At 39.2% G+C, this 19,366-nt stretch carries 17 protein-coding genes; 14 read left to right on the forward strand and 3 right to left on the reverse strand.

Features of this window, described 5'->3' with window-relative positions:
- The 6 genes from B4237_RS16970 to B4237_RS16995 form a co-directional block, all read left to right on the forward strand.
- The coding region (locus B4237_RS16970) for a translocation/assembly module TamB domain-containing protein (RefSeq protein ID WP_286944071.1) at positions 1–1,990 on the forward strand (1,990 nt) is incomplete at its 5' end.
- Between the two features lie 134 nt (positions 1,991–2,124).
- Complete coding sequence (locus B4237_RS16975) at positions 2,125–2,589, forward strand: DUF4124 domain-containing protein (RefSeq protein ID WP_278596456.1); 465 nt, start codon at positions 2,125–2,127, stop codon at positions 2,587–2,589.
- Positions 2,590–2,685: 96 nt separating this feature from the next.
- The gene (locus B4237_RS16980) at positions 2,686–3,051 is read left to right on the forward strand and encodes a hypothetical protein (protein ID WP_004880036.1); all 366 of its coding nucleotides are present in this window, start codon (positions 2,686–2,688) and stop codon (positions 3,049–3,051) included.
- Between the two features lie 257 nt (positions 3,052–3,308).
- A complete protein-coding gene (locus tag B4237_RS16985) occupies positions 3,309–5,948 on the forward strand; it encodes a bifunctional aconitate hydratase 2/2-methylisocitrate dehydratase (protein ID WP_278596455.1) in 2,640 nt (879 codons plus the stop codon).
- A gap of 154 nt (positions 5,949–6,102) precedes the next feature.
- Positions 6,103–6,645, forward strand: a complete 543-nt coding sequence (locus B4237_RS16990; RefSeq protein ID WP_278596454.1) for a hypothetical protein — start codon at positions 6,103–6,105, stop codon at positions 6,643–6,645.
- Positions 6,646–6,878: 233 nt separating this feature from the next.
- Positions 6,879–7,622, forward strand: coding sequence for an SDR family NAD(P)-dependent oxidoreductase (locus B4237_RS16995; RefSeq protein ID WP_286944073.1), 744 nt, complete (start codon positions 6,879–6,881; stop codon positions 7,620–7,622).
- Between the two features lie 143 nt (positions 7,623–7,765).
- Here the strand turns inward: B4237_RS16995 and B4237_RS17000 are convergent, their stop codons facing one another.
- Entirely contained in the window at positions 7,766–9,223 is a 1,458-nt protein-coding gene (locus B4237_RS17000; RefSeq protein ID WP_278396328.1) for a DASS family sodium-coupled anion symporter, read from the reverse strand.
- Positions 9,224–9,447: 224 nt separating this feature from the next.
- Between B4237_RS17000 and B4237_RS17005 the strand changes: the two genes are divergently transcribed.
- The 6 genes from B4237_RS17005 to B4237_RS17030 all read left to right on the forward strand — a co-directional run bounded on the left by B4237_RS17005 (position 9,448) and on the right by B4237_RS17030 (position 15,033).
- Positions 9,448–10,431, forward strand: coding sequence for an ion transporter (locus B4237_RS17005; RefSeq protein WP_136458468.1), 984 nt, complete (start codon positions 9,448–9,450; stop codon positions 10,429–10,431).
- 268 nt (positions 10,432–10,699) lie between these two features.
- Entirely contained in the window at positions 10,700–11,656 is a 957-nt protein-coding gene (locus tag B4237_RS17010) for an ABC transporter permease (RefSeq protein WP_278596452.1), read from the forward strand.
- Positions 11,646–12,602 carry an iron chelate uptake ABC transporter family permease subunit gene (locus tag B4237_RS17015; protein ID WP_278596451.1) on the forward strand — a complete coding sequence of 319 codons (957 nt, stop codon included), beginning with the start codon at positions 11,646–11,648 and terminating at the stop codon, positions 12,600–12,602. The genes B4237_RS17010 and B4237_RS17015 overlap by 11 nt, the downstream gene beginning before the upstream one ends.
- The gene (locus B4237_RS17020) at positions 12,593–13,357 is read left to right on the forward strand and encodes an ABC transporter ATP-binding protein (protein ID WP_278596450.1); all 765 of its coding nucleotides are present in this window, start codon (positions 12,593–12,595) and stop codon (positions 13,355–13,357) included. The genes B4237_RS17015 and B4237_RS17020 overlap by 10 nt, the downstream gene beginning before the upstream one ends.
- Positions 13,358–13,366: 9 nt before the next feature.
- Positions 13,367–14,320, forward strand: a complete 954-nt coding sequence (locus tag B4237_RS17025; RefSeq protein WP_278596449.1) for a siderophore ABC transporter substrate-binding protein — start codon at positions 13,367–13,369, stop codon at positions 14,318–14,320.
- A 95-nt stretch (positions 14,321–14,415) separates the two neighbouring features.
- Complete coding sequence (locus tag B4237_RS17030) at positions 14,416–15,033, forward strand: DUF2238 domain-containing protein (RefSeq protein ID WP_278596448.1); 618 nt, start codon at positions 14,416–14,418, stop codon at positions 15,031–15,033.
- 87 nt (positions 15,034–15,120) lie between these two features.
- Here B4237_RS17030 and B4237_RS17035 read toward each other — a convergent pair whose 3' ends face one another.
- On the reverse strand, positions 15,121–16,329 hold the full coding sequence (locus B4237_RS17035) for an MFS transporter (RefSeq protein ID WP_061519702.1): 1,209 nt from the start codon (positions 16,327–16,329) through the stop codon (positions 15,121–15,123).
- 194 nt (positions 16,330–16,523) lie between these two features.
- On the opposite strand from B4237_RS17035, the gene B4237_RS17040 reads away from it, so the two are divergent.
- On the forward strand, positions 16,524–17,315 hold the full coding sequence (locus tag B4237_RS17040) for a DUF4198 domain-containing protein (RefSeq protein ID WP_278596447.1): 792 nt from the start codon (positions 16,524–16,526) through the stop codon (positions 17,313–17,315).
- Between the two features lie 59 nt (positions 17,316–17,374).
- Here the strand turns inward: B4237_RS17040 and B4237_RS17045 are convergent, their stop codons facing one another.
- Entirely contained in the window at positions 17,375–18,070 is a 696-nt protein-coding gene (locus B4237_RS17045; RefSeq protein WP_017196651.1) for an epoxyqueuosine reductase QueH, read from the reverse strand.
- Positions 18,071–18,441: 371 nt separating this feature from the next.
- Here B4237_RS17045 and B4237_RS17050 point away from each other — a divergent pair, with 371 nt between their 5' ends.
- Positions 18,442–19,362 carry a LysR family transcriptional regulator gene (locus B4237_RS17050; RefSeq protein WP_004880015.1) on the forward strand — a complete coding sequence of 307 codons (921 nt, stop codon included), beginning with the start codon at positions 18,442–18,444 and terminating at the stop codon, positions 19,360–19,362.
- The last annotated feature ends 4 nt before the right edge of the window (positions 19,363–19,366 follow it).

Here is a 19,366-nt window from a genome sequence, read left to right on the forward strand (position 1 = left end):
ATTGACTGCAAAAATTGATAATTTACGTAGTGGAAATAAAGAAATTGAAAATGCAGTTGTCAGCCTCGCAGGAACTCGAAAAGCACATCTATTAAAAGTTGAAAGTAAAAATCGCCAGTCAAATTTCTATGTTCAACTTGCTGGTGGCTTCAATGCAAATAATGATTGGTTAGGGCAATTGCAAAAAGGCAACTTTAGCTCACGTCGTGTCAACTTAGTGCAAAGTCAAAACGTGCCAATCATTTATACAACCTCATTGTCTGAACTGTATATCGGTCAGCATTGTTGGCAGAGTTCAAATAGTCAACTGTGCCTTGATCAAGCAGCACGTTTGAGTAAAGCGAAAGGTAACTTTTCTGTTGTCACTAAAAACCTTGAACTCAATGACTTTGCAGCATTTATGCCTGAAGGTTTAGCTGTTACTGGTCAGTTAAATGGTTATGCGCGTGGCTCATGGGTAAATGGTAGTCGACCAAAACTCGATGCCAGTCTAGTCACACGTAAAGGTGAAATTGGTTTAGCTGCGGCTGATCCACAAGATATTGCAACGACAGTAACGTATGACGAGTTAAGTCTGATTGCGAAAAGTGTGAATGATGGTTTGTTGTTCCGGGTTGATATGAAAACACCTGATATTGGAACGGGGTATGCCAATGTAATTATCAATCCATATCAAAATAACATGCCGATGCGAGGTGAAGTTGCATTTGATGATGTTCAACTAAAAGTATTCAAACCGTTCATCAAAGATGTTCGTTCAATGTCAGGTACATTGGCACTCGCTGGTAAGGTCAATGGAACGCTGACTCAGCCTCAGATTACGGGTGAGATGCGATTAAAAAATGGTGCGATCAGTATGATTTCGTTACCTGTGAATCTTAGCAATATTCAGCTTTATTCATCGATTCGCCAAGACTCAGCAAGTATTGATGGTGCATTTAACAGCGGTCGTGGTGTAGGGCGTCTCAAAGGTAGCTTTGATTGGAAAAATGATCCACATTTAGCTTTAACATTAAAAGGTGACAATTTACTGGTTCGACAAGCACCGATGATCACTGCGATTGTGCAACCTGATTTAAGTTTGGATGTTTATCCATTCCAGCAAAAATTAAGTTTGAAAGGTTCAATTGATGTGCCACGTGCTCGTATCTCGATGCCAGAAAGTTCTGCAACTGTAGTTAATGTTTCACCAGATGTTCGTGTCGTACAGCAAGGTCAAGATTTATTAGCAACTTTGAAAGCAGCTAAACCTTGGGAAATCCGTGCAGATATGACAGTGACTTTAGGAAATCAAGTCATCTTCCAAGGCTTTGAAAGTAATATTCCTTTAGTCGGTCGTCTACATTTATCTCAACGTGGTTTAGAAACTGCAATGCGTGCCAATGGTGCAATTGGTGTAAGTCAAAAAGTCAAAATTGAAGCTTATGGTCAAAGCTTAGATCTTAATCGAGCAATTGCACGTTTTAATGGGCCATTAGCAAACCCAACTCTTGATATAGATGCGAATAAACCTGTCCAAGGCAGCATGGTAGGCGTACGTGTGACTGGTACAGCAACCGTTCCGAATGTACAGGTTTATAACGATGCAGGTTTATCTGAACAAGAAGCACTAAATGCATTGTTAACTGGTCGAATCAATGAGGGTAATACAGGCTTGAGTAATACCGAAGGCTTTAAGTCGGATGTAAATAACACCATTGCTGCTGCGGGTATTAGTATGGGGCTTGGTGGAACACGAGCGTTAACCAATCAAATTGGACGTACTTTCGGATTGAGTGGTTTAGCGCTTGATGCACAAGGAACAGGTGATGATACACAAGTGAGTTTAACGGGATATATCACACCTGATCTATTCATTCGTTATGGTATTGGCGTGTTCACGCCTGTGAACAAACTTACATTGCGTTATCAAATGAATCGACGATTATATTTGGAAGCAAGCCAGTCTTTAGAAAGGGCGATTGATATATTCTATAATTGGCGTTTTTAATCCATTTCAGTCAAACCTGCTTTATTTCGATAAAGCAGGTTTTTTGTTTGTGGTTATTTTTGCAAATAAATGTGATACAATTAATATAAGTAATTGAAAATTAAAGAATAAATGACATTTTTTGGAGAAATGAGATGAAATCTGTCACTTTTAGTCAGGTTTTGGCAACTGTAAGCATTTGTATGCTGAGTAGTTTATTTCATGTGAATGCGAAAGAATATTACAAGTGGGTTGATGCACATGGTGTAACAACATACTCAGCAACGCCACCGCCAGCTGAAAAACAAGAACCTCAACTTGATCCTGCGCAGAAAAAAATAAATGCTGTGGCATCGCCGCCAACTGCTGTAATTCCACCTCAATCCAATAATGAGGTTAAAACCAACTCAACTACAGTGAAATCAACAGTAAATGCTCCAGCAAAAAATACCACTGTGAGTACAAAAATAGAGGTGAATATTCCATTAAAAAGCTGTAATGGGGTTAGATGTTGGGATACGAAAGGTAAGCATTACAACTTAGTTCAGGGCAATACTTATTTGTCAGCGACTGGTGGTAAATGCCAAAAAACAGGCAACAACATGCATTGTAGTAAATAATTTGTATGCTTTTATTAATGGAAGCCATGTTTTAAAAACATCTTTTTGCAAAATGACTGAGTTTCAGTATGATGTGTGCATTCGATTAGCCGCAGTATGATGATGAAAAAAGTTCTATTGATTGCATTGGGTTTAGCTTTGGTTGGTTGTGCTGAAAAAAAGCCGTTAACACCTGAAGAAAAATGGCATGGCTATTGCGTCAGTGTGGGGAATGCAGCACGTTCGATTACTTTAGATCGCCAAAATGGAATTGAACAGAAACAAGCAACAGAACATGCGGGTAAAATCGAAGATGAAACGACACGTAAATTCATTTTTGAAATTATTGAAAATGTGTATGCAATTCCAGCAGATCAATTGAAATCTGATCCAGAAGCATTACGTGAAAAGTTAAAGCAAGAATACACTGATAAATGTTTGGCAACACCACATGATAAATTGCCAAACTATAAATTATTCTAATGTTAAAATGAAAAGACAACGTTGTTGTCTTTTTTTATGCATTTAATTCATTGTTTTATTGGACTTTAAGCTACTACCAAAGCGGTATTTAAAACAGATGAACATTTCGCTATAAAATAATGGGCATCACGTAGAAATACGGTAGTTGCATTAACTTTTAACGCGAAGTCTAGTAAAATTTTGCTATCCATATTACTTGTAAAGCTTGTATAAAGCTGGAACTTACAAGTAATTTTTTAAAGAAGAGGAATAACACCGTGCTAGAAGCTTACCGCCAACACGTTGCAGAACGTGCCGCACTCGGAGTCCCACCGAAGCCGCTTGATGACGCTCAAACTGCTGAATTAGTAGCATTATTAAAAAATCCACCAGCAGGCGAAGAAGCATATTTAGTTGATTTGCTTGAAAACCGTGTTCCAGCAGGTGTTGACCAAGCTGCTTATGTAAAAGCTGCTTTCTTAGCTGCGATTGCAAAAGGCGAAGCAACTTCTCCACTTGTTACTAAAGAGCGTGCTGTTTACTTACTCGGTACTATGCTTGGTGGTTACAACGTAGCACCACTTGTTGAACTTCTTGACAATGCTGAACTTGCAGAATTAGCTGCTGAAGCATTGAAAAAGACTTTACTTGTATTTGATGCGTTCCATGACGTTGCTGATAAAGCAAAAGCGGGCAATGCAAATGCAAAAGCAGTTTTACAATCTTGGGCTGATGCTGAGTGGTTCACTAGCCGTCCTGACGTAGCTGAAGAAATCAAAATCACTGTGTTCAAAGTAACTGGTGAGACAAACACTGATGACTTATCTCCAGCGCAAGACGCTTGGAGCCGTCCAGACATCCCATTGCACGCAACTGCAATGTTGAAAAACGAACGTGATGGTATCAACCCTGAAAAACCAGGTGAAGTTGGTCCTACAACTCAAATCAACGATTTGATCGCGAAAGGCAACCAAGTTGCTTACGTAGGTGACGTTGTTGGTACAGGTTCAAGCCGTAAATCAGCGACTAACTCTGTACTTTGGTTCTTCGGTGACGAACTTCCACACATTCCAAACAAAAAAGATGGTGGTGTGTGCTTAGGTGGTAAAATTGCTCCGATTTTCTTCAACACAATGGAAGATGCTGGTGCGTTACCTGTAGAAATCGATGTTTCTGACATGAACATGGGTGACGAAGTTACACTCAAGATCAATAAAGAAGCAGCGACAGTTACTGCATTCAAAAACGGCGCTCAAATCGCTGAATCAGAACTTAAAACACCTGTACTTTTAGACGAAGTACGTGCTGGTGGTCGTATTAACTTGATCATTGGTCGTGGTTTAACAGCTAAAGCACGTGAAGAGTTAGGTCTTCCTGCTTCTGACTTGTTCCGTCAACCAAAACAACCTGCTGACACTGGCAAAGGCTTCACTCAAGCTCAGAAGATGGTAGGTCGTGCATGTGGTCTTGCTGAAGGCCAAGGTATCCGTCCGGGTACTTACTGTGAACCTAAGATGACAACTGTTGGTTCTCAAGATACAACTGGTCCTATGACTCGTGATGAGTTAAAAGACTTGGCTTGCTTGGGCTTCTCAGCTGACTTAGTAATGCAATCTTTCTGTCACACTGCTGCGTATCCAAAGCCAGTAGACGTAACAACTCACCATACATTACCTGACTTCATCATGAACCGTGGTGGTGTATCTTTACGTCCGGGTGACGGTATTATCCACTCTTGGTTAAACCGTATGTTACTTCCAGATACAGTAGGTACTGGTGGTGACTCACATACTCGTTTCCCAATTGGTATTTCATTCCCAGCGGGTTCTGGTCTTGTAGCGTTTGCTGCTGCAACTGGCGTTATGCCACTGGATATGCCTGAATCTGTACTTGTTAAGTTCAAAGGTAAAATGCAGCCTGGTATCACTTTACGTGACCTTGTACATGCAATTCCTTACTACGCGATTCAAGCAGGTGACTTAACTGTAGAGAAGAAAGGTAAGAAAAACATCTTCTCTGGTCGTATCCTTGAGATCGACTTGTCAGAAATGGAAAATGACTTAACAGTTGAGCAAGCATTCGAGCTTTCTGATGCATCTGCTGAACGTTCGGCTGCTGGTTGTTCAATCACACTTTCTGAAGGCAAAGTTGCTGAATACCTACGTTCTAACATCACAATGTTGAAGTGGATGATCGCTGAAGGTTATGGCGATGCACGTACACTTGCACGTCGTGCTGAAAACATGCAGAAGTGGTTAGACAACCCAAGCTTGTTAAAAGCTGATACTGATGCGGAATACTTAAAAGTTTACGAAATCGATCTTGCTGACATCAAAGAACCAATTCTTTGCTGCCCGAACGATCCAGACGATGCAAAACTTCTTTCTGACGTTCAAGGCGACAAAATTGATGAAGTATTCATCGGTTCTTGTATGACGAACATCGGTCACTTCCGTGCGGCTGGTCAATTGTTAGATAAAGTGCCAAGTGGTTCATTATCTACTCGTTTATGGTTGGCTCCACCAACTCGTATGGACGAGCATCAATTGATGGAAGAAGGTATGTACAACATCTACGGTCGTGCTGGTGCGCGTACTGAGATGCCGGGCTGTTCATTGTGTATGGGTAACCAAGCACGTGTAGCACCGAACACAACATGTGTATCGACTTCTACTCGTAACTTCCCGAACCGTTTAGGTCAAGGTGCAAACGTTTACTTGGCTTCTGCTGAGCTTGCATCTGTAGCTGCGGTTCTTGGTAAATTACCAAGCCCAGAAGAATATCAACAGTACGCGTCGCAAATCGACAGTGCTTCTGCTGACATCTATAAATACTTGAACTTCGATCAAATGGGTGAATATACCAAAGAAGCTGATCAAGTAGATACTAAGAAAATCCAAGCTGCTCAATTGACTTAATGAGCTAGGATTAAGAAAAGCCGAAAGGTTTTTCCCTAGCACAAGAGCAAATCTATGATTTGCTTGAGCAAAAAGCTAGAATAAGGGCTGAGTAATCAGCCCTTATTTATTGTAAAATGAAAAGCATTTTAAATATAAAGACAATATTCTTGAATTGGAAAATATTCTTTATAAAGAACAAAGTCTTGAAGAGTTAGATCGCTCAATTCAACAATTATTTTCTAGGATACTCAAAGAATATCCTTATCTAAAATTACCAATGTTTTCAATTATTCCAACAAAGAATCTAGAATTTATTGTTTGGTATCAAGATCCAAATGCTATTACCGAAACTTTACTAATTAAGCAAAATAGTTTTGATGCATATATATGGAAAAGTGCTAATCAGAAATGGTATTTAGATGATTTGTATTCTAGACCTCATGAGATTGCTCAAAAATTAATAGAAAGTATTCCTGTATTTCATTCTATTCCTGAGAACCCTAAAGAGGTAAAGCATCTACTTGAGGTAGGAATGATGCACTTTGATTCTACTTCGTTCCCAAAATTTTCAAAAGTAAAGCCAAAGGATTGTAGAGAGGTGCTGACATGGGATGATCGCTTCTTATTAGTGGGGACTCAGCAGAATAACCTTAAAATTTATAGTTATGAAGAATGGAACGCTTTAATAGGTCGAGAGAATTTTTATTTAGATTAAAGGGTGATTGTTTATGGCACTTATACATGATTTTGTTATTATTAAATAAGAATGAATTTTCTTATGATGATTTTTGTGAGCTGATCGATAAACCTGCTTTTTACCATTAGCTTAAATTTAATAGAAAAATAACGTAAAAGTATAACGTGAAACAATTAATCACCTAACTCTTATATGGAATTAAAAGCATTCCGTTATGATTGTCGAGAACCTATTATAAATAAGAGAAATATATGAGCTTTAAAGATAAAGTTGTGATCGTGACTGGTGGAGCAAGTGGTATTGGTTTGGCATCAGTTAAGAGCTTTGCTCAGCAAGGTGCAAAAGTAGTTATCGCAGATCTCAGTGAGCGAGGGCAGAATATTAGTGAAGAATTAAATAAAAATGGTTTTATTACGGCATTTTTTAAAATTGATGTTCGTAGCGAGCAAGAAAATAAAGATCTCGTTAATTTTACTTTAGATAGGTTTTCTGGTTTGGATATCGTATTTGCTAATGCTGGAATTGCAAATGATGCTCGAATTGATCAGCTTGATTTTGAACGCTGGAAGAAAACTATTGATATTAATTTAAATGCAGTCTATCTATTGGATAAATATGCAATTGAATATTGGGTGCAAAATAATAAAAAGGGCATCATTGTCAATTGTGGTTCTATTCATAGCTGGGTTGGTAAGCGTGCTGTAACAGCTTATGCAGCTGCAAAAGGTGGTGTGAAGCTTTTGACCCAATCTCTTGCAGTTGACTATGCAGCAAAAGGTATTCGTGTAAATGCGGTTTGCCCAGGTTATATCGATACGCCTCTATTGACGGTGTTAGATGAGAAACACAAACAGGACTTTGTCGATTTACACCCCATTGGACGTTTAGGTAAACCAGAAGAAGTGGCAAATGTAGTGTTATTTTTAGCTAGTGAACAAGCTTCATTTGTGAATGGTGCATCTATATTGGTTGATGGTGGTTACACAGCACAATAATTGTTGAAAAAATTATAAAACTTGTGTTGTGGAAATTTAATAACTTAGTTTTATTAATTTTTGGTTAGATGCTTCGATGTAAAAAAATAGCCATATCAGATTTAAGTTTGATATGGCTTTTTAAATTAATTTTTTGTGGGAAGTCACCAATAACCCAACATTTTCCACCAAAGTCCGCCAATTACCACAAAGATGATGATATTAACAACACTCATGACAAAACCAGCTTTCCACCATTCACCCAGTGTGGTGTAACCCGAACCGAATACCACAGGTGACGTACCCGTTGCATAATGGGTTAAGGTCATCATGATGCTTGACGCTGCTGCCATCATTAAGGCAAATAACATCGGTGGCGCACCTAGTGCAAGTCCAGCCGTATAGAAGGCTGCAAACATGGCAGTGATGTGTGCCGTGGTACTAGCAAACATATAATGGGCATACAGATATGCGAGCATTAACAATAAACAGGCAGGCATCCAACTTAGCCCCAATGAGCCGATACTACTTTCAAGTAAACCCGAGAACCAAGTAATCAAACCAAGCTTATTTAAATAAGTCGCCATCATCACCAAAGCAGCGAACCAAGTAATGGTATCCCACGCGCTTTTTTGCGTCAGAATATCATCCCAAGTCAAAACACCTGTAAGTAGTAATAATGCTAAACCGATGAATGCAGTTGCTGTTGGATCAACAGCCCATGAAGCACCAAAAATCATCGCAGGAATACCTGCCCACAACAGCAACAATATTCCAAAAACACCAAGCATAATGATTTCATCTTTACTCACTGAACCCATTTCTTTGAGTTTGGTTTTCGCAAACTGTGCGGCATTGGGTGTTTCTTTGACTTCAGGTGGATACATCCAATACATAATCAAAGGCATGATAATTAAAGCAATCAGACCCGGAACTAACATTGCGATTGCCCATGTGCTCCAGCTTAATGAAATTTCGCTATTTGTCGCTTTAGCAACAAGATCAACCACCAATGGGTTTGGGGCGGTTGCGGTTATAAACATTGCAGAGGTAATTGGATTGGCTTGATAATTGACGAGAGATAAAAATTTCCCCATACGACCCTCAGTGCCTTTGGCTGGATCAGAGTCATAACTGGTAGAAATTGCACGTACAATCGGATGGATAATTCCACCACCGCGTGCTGTATTACTTGGCGTTACAGGAGCAAGGATTAGTTCAGACAGTACCATACTGTATCCGATACCGATGGTTTTTTTACCCCACACAGCGATAAATAAATATCCTAAACGTGCACCAAGCCCAGTTTTCTGCAAGCCTTTCGAGATCATGATTGAAATACCAATCAACCAGATCAATGGATTTGCAAAGCTACTCAAAGCATCTTTGATTGCGCCAGATGGGCTATCATTCGTTACGCCAGTGACGGCAACTAAGGTGATTGCAATGATTGCAATCGCACCAATCGGCATCGCTTTTCCGATAATGGCAGCAATCACACCAACAAACATTGCCAATAAATGCCAAGCATTTGGATCAACACCAGCTGGTACAGGAATGGCAAACCAAATAATCAATGTAAGAAATAAAGAAATAAGTGTAGGGATAGGTTTGAATCCCATTTGTTTTCCCCTTGTTATCATGGGTTTAATAAAATTTATAGTTCTTTATGAAAGTATCGTTAAAGAAGCAACCGTTAAGTTTCTATTATCAAAGCATTAGCTAGATTGATTCAAACAGAGTTTTGTTTATAGAGCGTTATAGATCAATCAATGCATAAATCACTTATCAAACAACCAAGCAACGTGTTACATTTTTAAAAGCTTGAGATAACTATAAGTAGGATATGACTAATTTTTCGTTACAACGATTACGCCTTTTTGTTTATAACAATTTGCACAATGATGACTATCAAACCACTTTTAGTCGATGTGTGAACTATTTCCTTATTTTTCTGATCGTTGGAAATGTCGCTGCGGTTATATTGGAGTCGATCACAGAAGTCTATATTGCTTATAGAAACTATTTTGATATGTTCGAGTTTACCTCGATCGTGATCTTTTCTGCTGAATATTTCTTGCGATTTTGGAGTGTTGCTGAAAATGATCCGACAGATTCCGCATGGAGCCAGCGCTGGAAATGGGCAAAAAGTGGTGGAGCAATTATTGATTTAATTGCTATTTTACCTGCTTACTTTAACTTCTTTGTACATATCGACTTACGCGTATTACGTATCCTCCGATTATTGAGACTCCTGAAACTCACGCGTTATTTTGTTTCTTTGCAAATCTTACTCAGAGTCATAAAACGTGAAAAAGGCTCGTTTCAGGCAGTTATTTTCATTCTTGTGATTATGATCGTTATGGCTGCATCTGGAATTTATGTTGTCGAAAATAAAGCTCAGCCTGAAGCGTTTAGCTCTATTCCAAAAGCCATGTGGTGGGCGGTTGTTACCTTAACAACGGTAGGCTATGGAGATGTAACACCTGTTACCAGTATGGGTAAGTTTCTCGGTGCTTTGATCACTATTCTCGGGGTTGGTATAGCGGCATTGCCAGCAGGTATTTTGGCTTCTGGTTTGGCAAATGAGTTGAATCAAAGAAATCAGAAATTAGAACAAGAATTTAGGGAGCTTTTACAAGCACAGGGCAATGATGTATTACATAATCAAGCAGAGCTTGAAAAACTAAGGCAGCGTGTAGGTTTACCTAAAGAGCAAATGCACGAGATTATTGTACAACTCATGCGTGAACATTTGCTTGAAGAGCAAGACAAAAAACAGGGAAAGAAACATTACTGTCCTTATTGCGGTGAAAATCTTGCTGAATAATTCAAAGATTTATCATAGAAATTTAGATCAGAATTAAGCTTAAAACTCTTAATCATTTTTATAGTTTATCAAGTTAAAAATAGGCAGTGTAGATGCTTAGAGCTTTTTATATTCAAAATAAAAGCTTTGAAAATTAAGTTTTACTTAATAGAAATTAAGATCTATTTAAAAAAGTTAACAATAATCTTTATCATTTGTGATAGTTTCTTATTATCTATCTTTTTTTAAGCTTATTTTAAGTTTACGCATCCTATGAAGTTCTCCCAACATGATTAAGCGGCGTTACCTGATTTTATTATTGCTTCCACTGGCATTTATTTCTTTATTTGTCGGTGTGGGAGAGATGAGTCTTGCTGGTCTTTGGACTGGCAATCCTCAAGAGTGGCAGTTGTTTTGGACCAGTCGTTTACCCCGTTTGATGGCGATTATTGTGGCGGGTGCAGGTCTAAGTGTCTGTGGTTTGATTATGCAGTCACTGAGTCGCAACCGCTTTGTCTCTCCAACCACCGCAGGTCTATATGACTGTGCACGTTTGGGTGTATTGGTTTCGATTATTTTACTGCCAAGTGCTTCAATCTTTATTAAAACTGGTTTTGCGATTGTCGTAACGCTCATTGGTGCGATGGCATTTATGAGTATTCTGGCGACTTTAAAGCATCGTGATACCGTTTTTGTTCCACTGGTGGGGATGATTTTTGGCAGTATCATTTCTGCATTTACCACCTTTATTGCGCTGCAACTGGATTTATTGCAGAACTTAGCAGGTTGGTTGCAAGGGGATTTTTCCACCATTTTAAATGGTCAATATGAGCTGATCTATCTCAGCGTGCCTGTTCTGATTCTGATTTATATCTTTGCCAATCGTTTTGTTTTGGCTGGGTTAGGGCAGGATTTTGCGACGAATCTTGGACTGAATTATAAGCAGACCCTTTTTATTGGCCTACTACTGGTTTCGGTCATTACGGGTGTGGTGATTGTCACTGTGGGCGCGATTCCATTTCTTGGATTGATTGTACCGAATCTGGTGAGTCTGTATCTGGGTGACAATATCCGTAGAACGCTTTCGCATACTGCATTGTTGGGTGCTTTGCTGGTTCTACTCTGTGATGTATTTGGCAGAGTGGTAATTTTCCCTTATGAAGTCTCTGTCAGTCTGATTATGGGTGTGGTGGGAAGCGTGATTTTCCTGTGGTTACTACTCAGGAGATATCGTTATGCCTCATAAAACCAAGCTGATCGTTTTGGCTGTATTGGTGATTGCAACGATTGCACTGTACCTCGGCTGGAATTTAGGTGTGGCATGGCAATATGCCCTGAATCTACGTTTAAAAACAGTTGCTGCCATTATCGTGGCGGGTGTTGCAGTCGGTGTTTCGACTCTGGTTTTCCATACTATTGTGAATAATCGGGTGGTGACACCACAGGCTTTAGGATTAGATAAGTTATACGAACTTTCCAAGACTGCGATTATCTATTTCTTTGGTGCCAGTACGTTATTGTCACTGAACTTTGTCATCGACTATCTGATCAGTTTGCTGTTAATGGTGACCTTTGCCTTACTGCTATATCGGTTTATTTTCCAGAAAGTCGCACAGCAAAATATCTATTTCCTCCTGCTTGTTGGTCTGATCTGCTCGACTTTATTCAACAACATGACCACGTTCTTTCAGGTTCTGCTAGATCCAGATGAATTTCAGATCGCGGCTTATGCTGGTTTTGCCAGTTTTAATGTCGTGAAAATGGAAACCGTGGGGCTGTCCTTGCTGACCATTGTGCCGATTTTATTTTATAGCCTGAAGCACTATCACAAGCTCGATGTGATGGCATTGGGACGAGATCATGCGCTGAATTTAGGGCTGGATTATGACAAGACCAGCCGCTTGCTGTTGATTCTGGTGGTATTGGCACTGGCTTCTGCAACAGCGTTAGCGGGCCCAATGATGTTCCTCGGTTTATTGGTACTCAACATCACTCTTGAACTGTTCAAAACCCATCAACATCATATCTTACTGCTTGGCATTATTCTGGTCAGCATTCTTTGTCTAATGCTTGGGCAATTCATGGTTCTGCATGTACTGAATTTCAAAACAACGCTCAGTGTGATTATTAATTTTGTCGGTGGAATTTATTTCTTCTGGATCTTATTGAAGGAAAATAAAAAGTGGCAATAGAGCTCAAGAATTTAAGTAAAAGCTATCAACAGCAGCGTGTGGTAAACGCGCTTTCCCTGACAATTGCCAAAGGACGGTTTACGGCGTTTATTGGCCCAAACGGTGCAGGTAAAAGTACTGTACTTTCGATGATGAGCCGCTTAATTGAAGCAGATCAAGGTCAAGTTTTGCTAGATGGGCAAGATCTGCAACAGATGAAAAGTGCTGACATTGCCAAAAAACTGGCGATTTTAAAACAGTCTAACCACACCGAGCTGCGCCTCAGTATTGAAGATCTGGTTGCTTTCGGACGTTTCCCATATTCACAAGGTCGCCTTACACAGGAAGACCGTGAGGTGATTGATCGCTCAATTGCCTATATGGATCTGGAAGCCTTAAGACACCGACAAATCAGCGAATTGTCGGGTGGGCAGCGACAACGCGCCTATATCGCCATGATTCTGGCTCAGGACACCGAATATATCTTGCTTGATGAACCCTTAAACAATCTTGATATGAAGCATTCTTCACAGATTATGCGGGTCTTAAAAGATTTGGCCGAGAATCATGGCAAATCGATCATCGTGGTGATTCACGATATTAATTTTGCTTCTGTTTATGCCGATCACATTATTGCCATGAAAGAAGGTGAATTGGTGTATCAAGGGCATCCTCAACAGTTGATGGATGAACATATTTTGCAAGATATTTTTGATTTCCATATTCCGATCCAGCAGGTTCAGCAACATAAATTAGGTTTGTATTTTATTAGTTAGGAGTTCGTTATGCGTTTCAAAAAAACATTGCCAGTCATGATGCTGAGTGTGGCATTGGCTGCATGTGGCAATTCCAACACACCTTCGGCAAATCAGAACAGTCATACTGCTGCTACACATGAAACCTTAAACTTTAACAGCAAGGCAGGGCAGATTACCATTCCAGCGAATTTATCGCGTATTGCTGTACTCGATACTAGTGCTTTAAATACCATTCATGCTTTGGGCGCGGACGATAAAGTGGTTGCTTTGCCAAAAGGAACACCGTTGCCGAAAGTCTTGCAAAATTTCAGTGAAGGTAAATATCTGGATGTAGGGACAGTGAAAGAACCGAATCTGGAAAAAATTGCAGCCAGTCAGCCTGAGCTGATCTTGATGAGTGGCCGAATGGAAAATCTGGTGGGTCAAATCAAGCAGATTGCGCCAACTTACTTTGTCGATGTGGATTACAACGATCAGTTCAACTCTTTTAAACAGCAAACCTTGAATATTGCTGAAATGGTGGGCAAGAAGTCTGATGCTGAGCAGCAATTACAAAGCTTGGAAAAAGATATTGCTACATTAAAAGACAAGACTAAAGGTAAAACGGCTTTGGTGATTCTGGTGAATAACAGCAAGATCGCTGCCTATGGCCCAGGTTCGCGTTTCGGTAATATTCATGACTTGTATGGATTTACACCAGCAGATCCTTCAATCAAGGTTGGGCTGCATGGTATGGCGGTGTCACATGAGTTTATTGCCCAAAAAAATCCAGATTATCTGTTTGTCATTGATCGTGGTGCAGCAATTACTGAAAATCAGGAAGGTGCAAAGCGCGTATTGAATAACAAGATTATTAATGAGTCCAAAGCTGCGAAAAACGGCAATATTGTCTATCTCGATTCGAGTAACTGGTATTTAATGAATAATGGCTTGGATGGGATGAAGACGATGCTTAAAGAAGTTGCAGATGCAGTAAAATAAAGCTTAATTCGCCGATTTTATAACAAAAACCCGCAGGACTTTCCACGGGTTTTTTATATGATGTCATGAGTAAATGAATCAATACTTTTTATAAAATGATGCGAATTTCTTTATTAGGTTTGGGAACAACGATTATAGCTATTGTTTTGATTATTTCTGGGATTAAGCCATATGATCGAATGACGTGGTTGATGGAAGTGATACCAGTCTTGATTGTGATGCCTGTGTTATTTATGAGCTTTAAAAAGTTTCCTTTGACGAACTTGCTATATACTCTAATTTTTTTGCATGCAATTGTTCTTATTGTTGGCGGTGCTTATACCTATGCACGCGTGCCTTTAGGCTTTGAAATTGCAGACTGGTTTAATTTAGATCGTAATCCTTACGATAAAATAGGGCATTTCATGCAAGGTTTTGTTCCAGCAGTAGTTGCTCGTGAAATATTGATTCGAAATCATATTTTAGCCAAAGGCAAAATACTGAGTTTTATTGTGATTTGTATTGTGTTGGCAATTAGTGCGACCTATGAATTGATCGAATGGGCCGCAGCATTGTTGTTGGGACAGGGGGCAGAAGAATTCCTCGGAACTCAAGGTTATGAGTGGGATACACAGTCTGATATGTTTTTTGCATTAATTGGCGGTAGTACCGCGTTGCTATTTTTATCGAAATGGCATGATTGGCAGATTTCTAACTTAATCAGTAAGCCTTAAATTTGATATTTAATGATGATCTTTTATAAGAAAAATAAGGCATTATGAGAAAAGGTCGTCTGCTGAAAAGAATCTATAGCTAACAAGCTACAGATTCTTTTTTGTATATTTTGCGACAGCTAGAGCGATTAATAAAATGATTAATCCACCTAGGCTTAAAACAAAACCCACCCAAATTGGTGCGAGCCAACCCATATTATGACTAAGCACCCAGCCACCTAGGAATGCACCAAGTGCGTTGGCTAAGTTGAATGCAGAATGATTCAGTGAGGCCGCTAGTGTTTGTGCATCACCAGCAATATCCATAAGATAGGTTTGTAAAGCACCACCAAGACCAATCACTGTAAAGCCTATCAGGAATAAAGCCAATATTGCTGAATATAGGTTTGACATCATAAAGCTGGCAAATACGAATGCGAGTGCTGAACTAATCAAAATTCCAATCATGGTTTTAAACAAGTCTTTATCCGCTAACCATCCAGCCACAAGTCCTCCAAATACCATACCTGTTCCCCAAATGGCTAATGCGATAGGAACGATTGAGATATTTGCTTCTGTGTATTCAGTCAGAATAGGAGATACATAACTATAAACTGAGAACATACCGCCAAAACCAACTGCACCTACAGCAAGTGCCAACCACATATTGATATTTTTGAGTCCAGCAACTTCAGCACGGATACTTGCGGTTTTCTGTAGTGGAATGTTCGGTACAAATAGACTTACCCCAATCAGGGTGATGAAGGCAATAATTGCGGAAAACTCAAAACCCGCTTTCCATCCGAACTGCTGACCCAACCACGTTGCAATAGGTACACCAATCACATTGGCGATTGTTAGACCCATCATCACTTGTGCAATCGCAGTTGCACGACGTTGTTTACCTGCAAGCTCAGCTGCAACCAACGCAGCTACCCCAAAATAAGCACCATGAGGAAAACCTGCGATAAAACGAGAAACTAACATTGTCTCTGGAGTTGTCGCAAAAGCTGTAGCAGCATTCGCCAACCCATAGAACAGCATTAAGCTAAGTAATAACGTTTTTCGAGGAACTTTCGCGCCTAAGATTGCAATAATCGGTGCACCAACCATCACACCTAAAGCATAAGCGCTAATGAAATAGCCAGCGTGGGGAACACTCACATTCAGATCACTTGCGATTTCTTGAATCAATCCCATTGCCACAAACTCGGTCGTTCCAATGCAAAAACTACCGACCGCAAGAGAAAAAATAACGAGAAATAATGAATAGTGTTTAGGTTGAGAAGAGAGTGTAGGAGAGCTTAGAGAGGACATAATGACTCTAAAATGATAAACCGAGCATATTATATTCGAGCTTAGAAAAGAAAAGTGAAAAGGAACGTAATTTTTAACAGTGAAATAAACTAAGGAATGAACAAATTAAATATAATGATAATTATTTGCATTTGTGTATAATGATGCTGAATTAAACGCGATCAAATTTATATTTTTTAGGGTGGAGATGTTTTATGAGGATTTTATTCGCTAGTTCATTACTGATGCTTCCAGTTTCTAGTTTTGCACATGAACCTTATGTTGCACCATTGGCCTATAATACTTCACAAACGCAGGTTGCGGTTGTTTCAGGTTATGCAGAAGAGGCATTGAATAGTGAATATGCACTGAAAGATGCAAAGTTTGAAATTATAAGTCCTAATAACGACAAGAATTTGATTGAACCTGAATCTAAATTAGGCTCTACAACGGTATTTGATCTTAAGCTTCCAGAGTCAGGAACTTATACGGTTAAAACAAGCACGACTTATCCATTGAAATACGTTCAAGATCAAAAAGAATGGAAAATGTTTTTTGACATGCCTGCGGATCAAGCGCCTAAAAAAGCTGAGCGTGATTATGTAATCCCTGCGGATTTAAAAGCGAAGAAATATACGCCAACCGAAGTGAAGCGTGAATGGACATTATTCACTTATGTATCAAAAGAAAAAAATACCCCAATTCATGCAATGTCAGCGCCTATTCAAGTTGAGTTTTTGACGCATCCAAATGAATTAAAGGCTAATCAAACAGTAAAAATTAAAGTATCAAAAGACAATCAAGCATTAGCAAATGCCAATGTTGTAATTCGAGCTAAAGGTGCTACAGATGAGCAAGCTAAGAATTTGAAAACTTTAGCAGATGGAACAGCAGAGCTTATTTTTCCAAAAGCAATGGAGTATTTAGTTGAAGTAAGTGAGACTGTAGATTCTAAGAAAAAGCCGAGTAATCAGTTTTATACCATCATTAGTTTGTCTGTAAATTAAAATAAAAAGGCTGATCTTTGCGATCAGCCTTTTTAGGGTATTTGGCTGATGATTGAGTATTATTTACTGGAAGTATTTTGATCTTCATCCATTGCATTACTATAAAATTTCACACCTAATTGAATTCGATCACGTCCATTACTCATACGCCAGCGATTGGTATCCCTAAGCGAATAGACACAGCCACAGTATTCTTGTTGATAAAATTCTTCTCGTTTACTGATCTCCAACATGCGTACAGCGCCGCCATGCTTGCGCCAGTTATAATCCCAATATTGAATATCCGGATAATGAGCAGCGGCACGAAGTCCACAATCATTGATTTGCTGCATATTCTTCCAGCGAGAAATGCCTAAAGAACTACTAATTAAACTAAATCCATGTTCATGTGCGTAGAGCGCTGTTCTCTCAAAACGCATGTCGAAACACATGGTACAGCGAATGCCTTTTTCAGGTTCATTCTCCATTCCTTTGGCTCGAGCAAACCAGTTATCGGTATCGTAATCACAATCGATAAAAGGGATATTATGCTTTTCGGCAAAACGGATATTTTCTTCTTTACGAATCAAATATTCTTTGACTGGGTGAATATTAGGATTATAGAAAAAGATAGAGAAATCGATACCAGATTCTATTAGTGTTTCCATGACTTCGCCTGAACATGGGGCACAGCATGAATGCAACAGCAATTTGTTATGACCTTTCGGTAAGCTGAGTTTTTGGCGTTCAAGCGTCTTTTGGCTTTGACGTGTCATGGTTTTATAAGGTCTACAGAAATCCAGCTGATAGTTTAAAAGTTTTAATGAATGATAGGGCTTGGATTGAATGAAATGTTTTCAGTTCAAACTGAAATTTTTTTAACTGCCGATACTTGCTGCGTACTTAGCCGTCCTATCGTTTAGTGTTCTCAATTTTGTGATGATTGAATAGGTGATATTTCAAATAATTAAATTTCATTTAATAAAATAACAATTAAATAGAATTCATGTTGAGACAGTCTCATTAATGCTGTGATAAGATGAGAATAATTCAATTAATAAATTAAAGGGCAGCAGCTTATCCTTTCTATCTGTGCATTGACTAGATTTAGATTAAAGGAAAGTTGTTGTTTTTCTGGTTATTATTCATGTTAGAACTTCGTCATTTAAAAACGCTTCTTGCTTTAAGAGAGCATGGTTCATTGGTCGCAGCAGCAGCAGATTTATGTCTGACGCCTTCAGCAATTTCACATCAATTAAAAGAGCTTGATCATTGGTATGGTGTTGAGGTGGTCAACCGCCGTAGTCGTCCTGTGGCTTTCTCTAATGTGGGGCAGCGACTGCTTAAGCTGGCGGATGATGTATTGCCGCAAGTTCAAATTGCGCAAACAGATATTACTCGTATTGTGCATGGTCAAACTGGACGTATCATTTTTTCATCTGAATGCCACAGTTGCTTTGATTGGTTAATGCCTTTGCTTAATCAATACCGTCAACAATATCCTGATGTTGACCTAGATTTTGCAGCAGGTTTTGAATCAAATCCACATGAATTATTACAGAATGCAGAGTTTGATTTACTTATTACCGCCGATCCAATTGCTTTGAAAGGGATTGAATATTTTCCAATTTTTGAATACGAATCACGTTTAGTATTATCGACTACGCATCCATTAGTGCGTGCTGAAAAAGTTTCGATTCAAGATTTGGCAGAAGAAACATTGATTACCTATCCTGTCGATAAGCATCGTTTGGATATCATGGCGCATTTATTTATTCCTGCAAATATTCATCCAAAGCATATTCGGACGACCGATTTGACTCAAATGCTGATTCAATTGGTTGCAAGTGGACGAGGTATAGCGGCTTTACCAGATTGGGTTGTCAATGAATATGAACAAAAAGGATGGGTGGTCAGTCGCCGTTTAGACTGTGTATCGCCAAAAGGTTTAAGACGTACACTGTATGCGGGCTATCGTACAGAAGACACAGAAAAGAGCTATTTTGAGGGCTTTTTAAAGCAGTTGGAAAAGTTCTCACAAAAGCGTGCAGTTTATTATGAACGCTGATCGT

The organism is Acinetobacter sp. UBA6526, assembly GCF_002434875.1.
Lineage (GTDB): Bacteria > Pseudomonadota > Gammaproteobacteria > Pseudomonadales > Moraxellaceae > Acinetobacter > Acinetobacter venetianus.

What these genes read in the sequence shown, in the direction of transcription:
- B4237_RS17015 (WP_278596451.1), top strand. Translation starts at nt 11,646, where the DNA reads ATGCCTCATAAAACCAAGCTGATCGTTTTGGCTGTATTGGTGATTGCA.
- B4237_RS16980 (WP_004880036.1), top strand. Translation starts at nt 2,686, where the DNA reads ATGATGATGAAAAAAGTTCTATTGATTGCATTGGGTTTAGCTTTGGTT.
- B4237_RS16975 (WP_278596456.1), top strand. Translation starts at nt 2,125, where the DNA reads ATGAAATCTGTCACTTTTAGTCAGGTTTTGGCAACTGTAAGCATTTGT.
- B4237_RS17010 (WP_278596452.1), top strand. Translation starts at nt 10,700, where the DNA reads ATGATTAAGCGGCGTTACCTGATTTTATTATTGCTTCCACTGGCATTT.
- B4237_RS17030 (WP_278596448.1), top strand. Translation starts at nt 14,416, where the DNA reads ATGATGCGAATTTCTTTATTAGGTTTGGGAACAACGATTATAGCTATT.
- B4237_RS17000 (WP_278396328.1), bottom strand. Translation starts at nt 9,223, where the DNA reads ATGGGATTCAAACCTATCCCTACACTTATTTCTTTATTTCTTACATTG.
- B4237_RS17050 (WP_004880015.1), top strand. Translation starts at nt 18,442, where the DNA reads ATGTTAGAACTTCGTCATTTAAAAACGCTTCTTGCTTTAAGAGAGCAT.
- B4237_RS16995 (WP_286944073.1), top strand. Translation starts at nt 6,879, where the DNA reads ATGAGCTTTAAAGATAAAGTTGTGATCGTGACTGGTGGAGCAAGTGGT.
- B4237_RS17035 (WP_061519702.1), bottom strand. Translation starts at nt 16,329, where the DNA reads ATGTCCTCTCTAAGCTCTCCTACACTCTCTTCTCAACCTAAACACTAT.
- B4237_RS17005 (WP_136458468.1), top strand. Translation starts at nt 9,448, where the DNA reads ATGACTAATTTTTCGTTACAACGATTACGCCTTTTTGTTTATAACAAT.
- B4237_RS17025 (WP_278596449.1), top strand. Translation starts at nt 13,367, where the DNA reads ATGCGTTTCAAAAAAACATTGCCAGTCATGATGCTGAGTGTGGCATTG.
- B4237_RS17040 (WP_278596447.1), top strand. Translation starts at nt 16,524, where the DNA reads ATGAGGATTTTATTCGCTAGTTCATTACTGATGCTTCCAGTTTCTAGT.
- B4237_RS17045 (WP_017196651.1), bottom strand. Translation starts at nt 18,070, where the DNA reads ATGACACGTCAAAGCCAAAAGACGCTTGAACGCCAAAAACTCAGCTTA.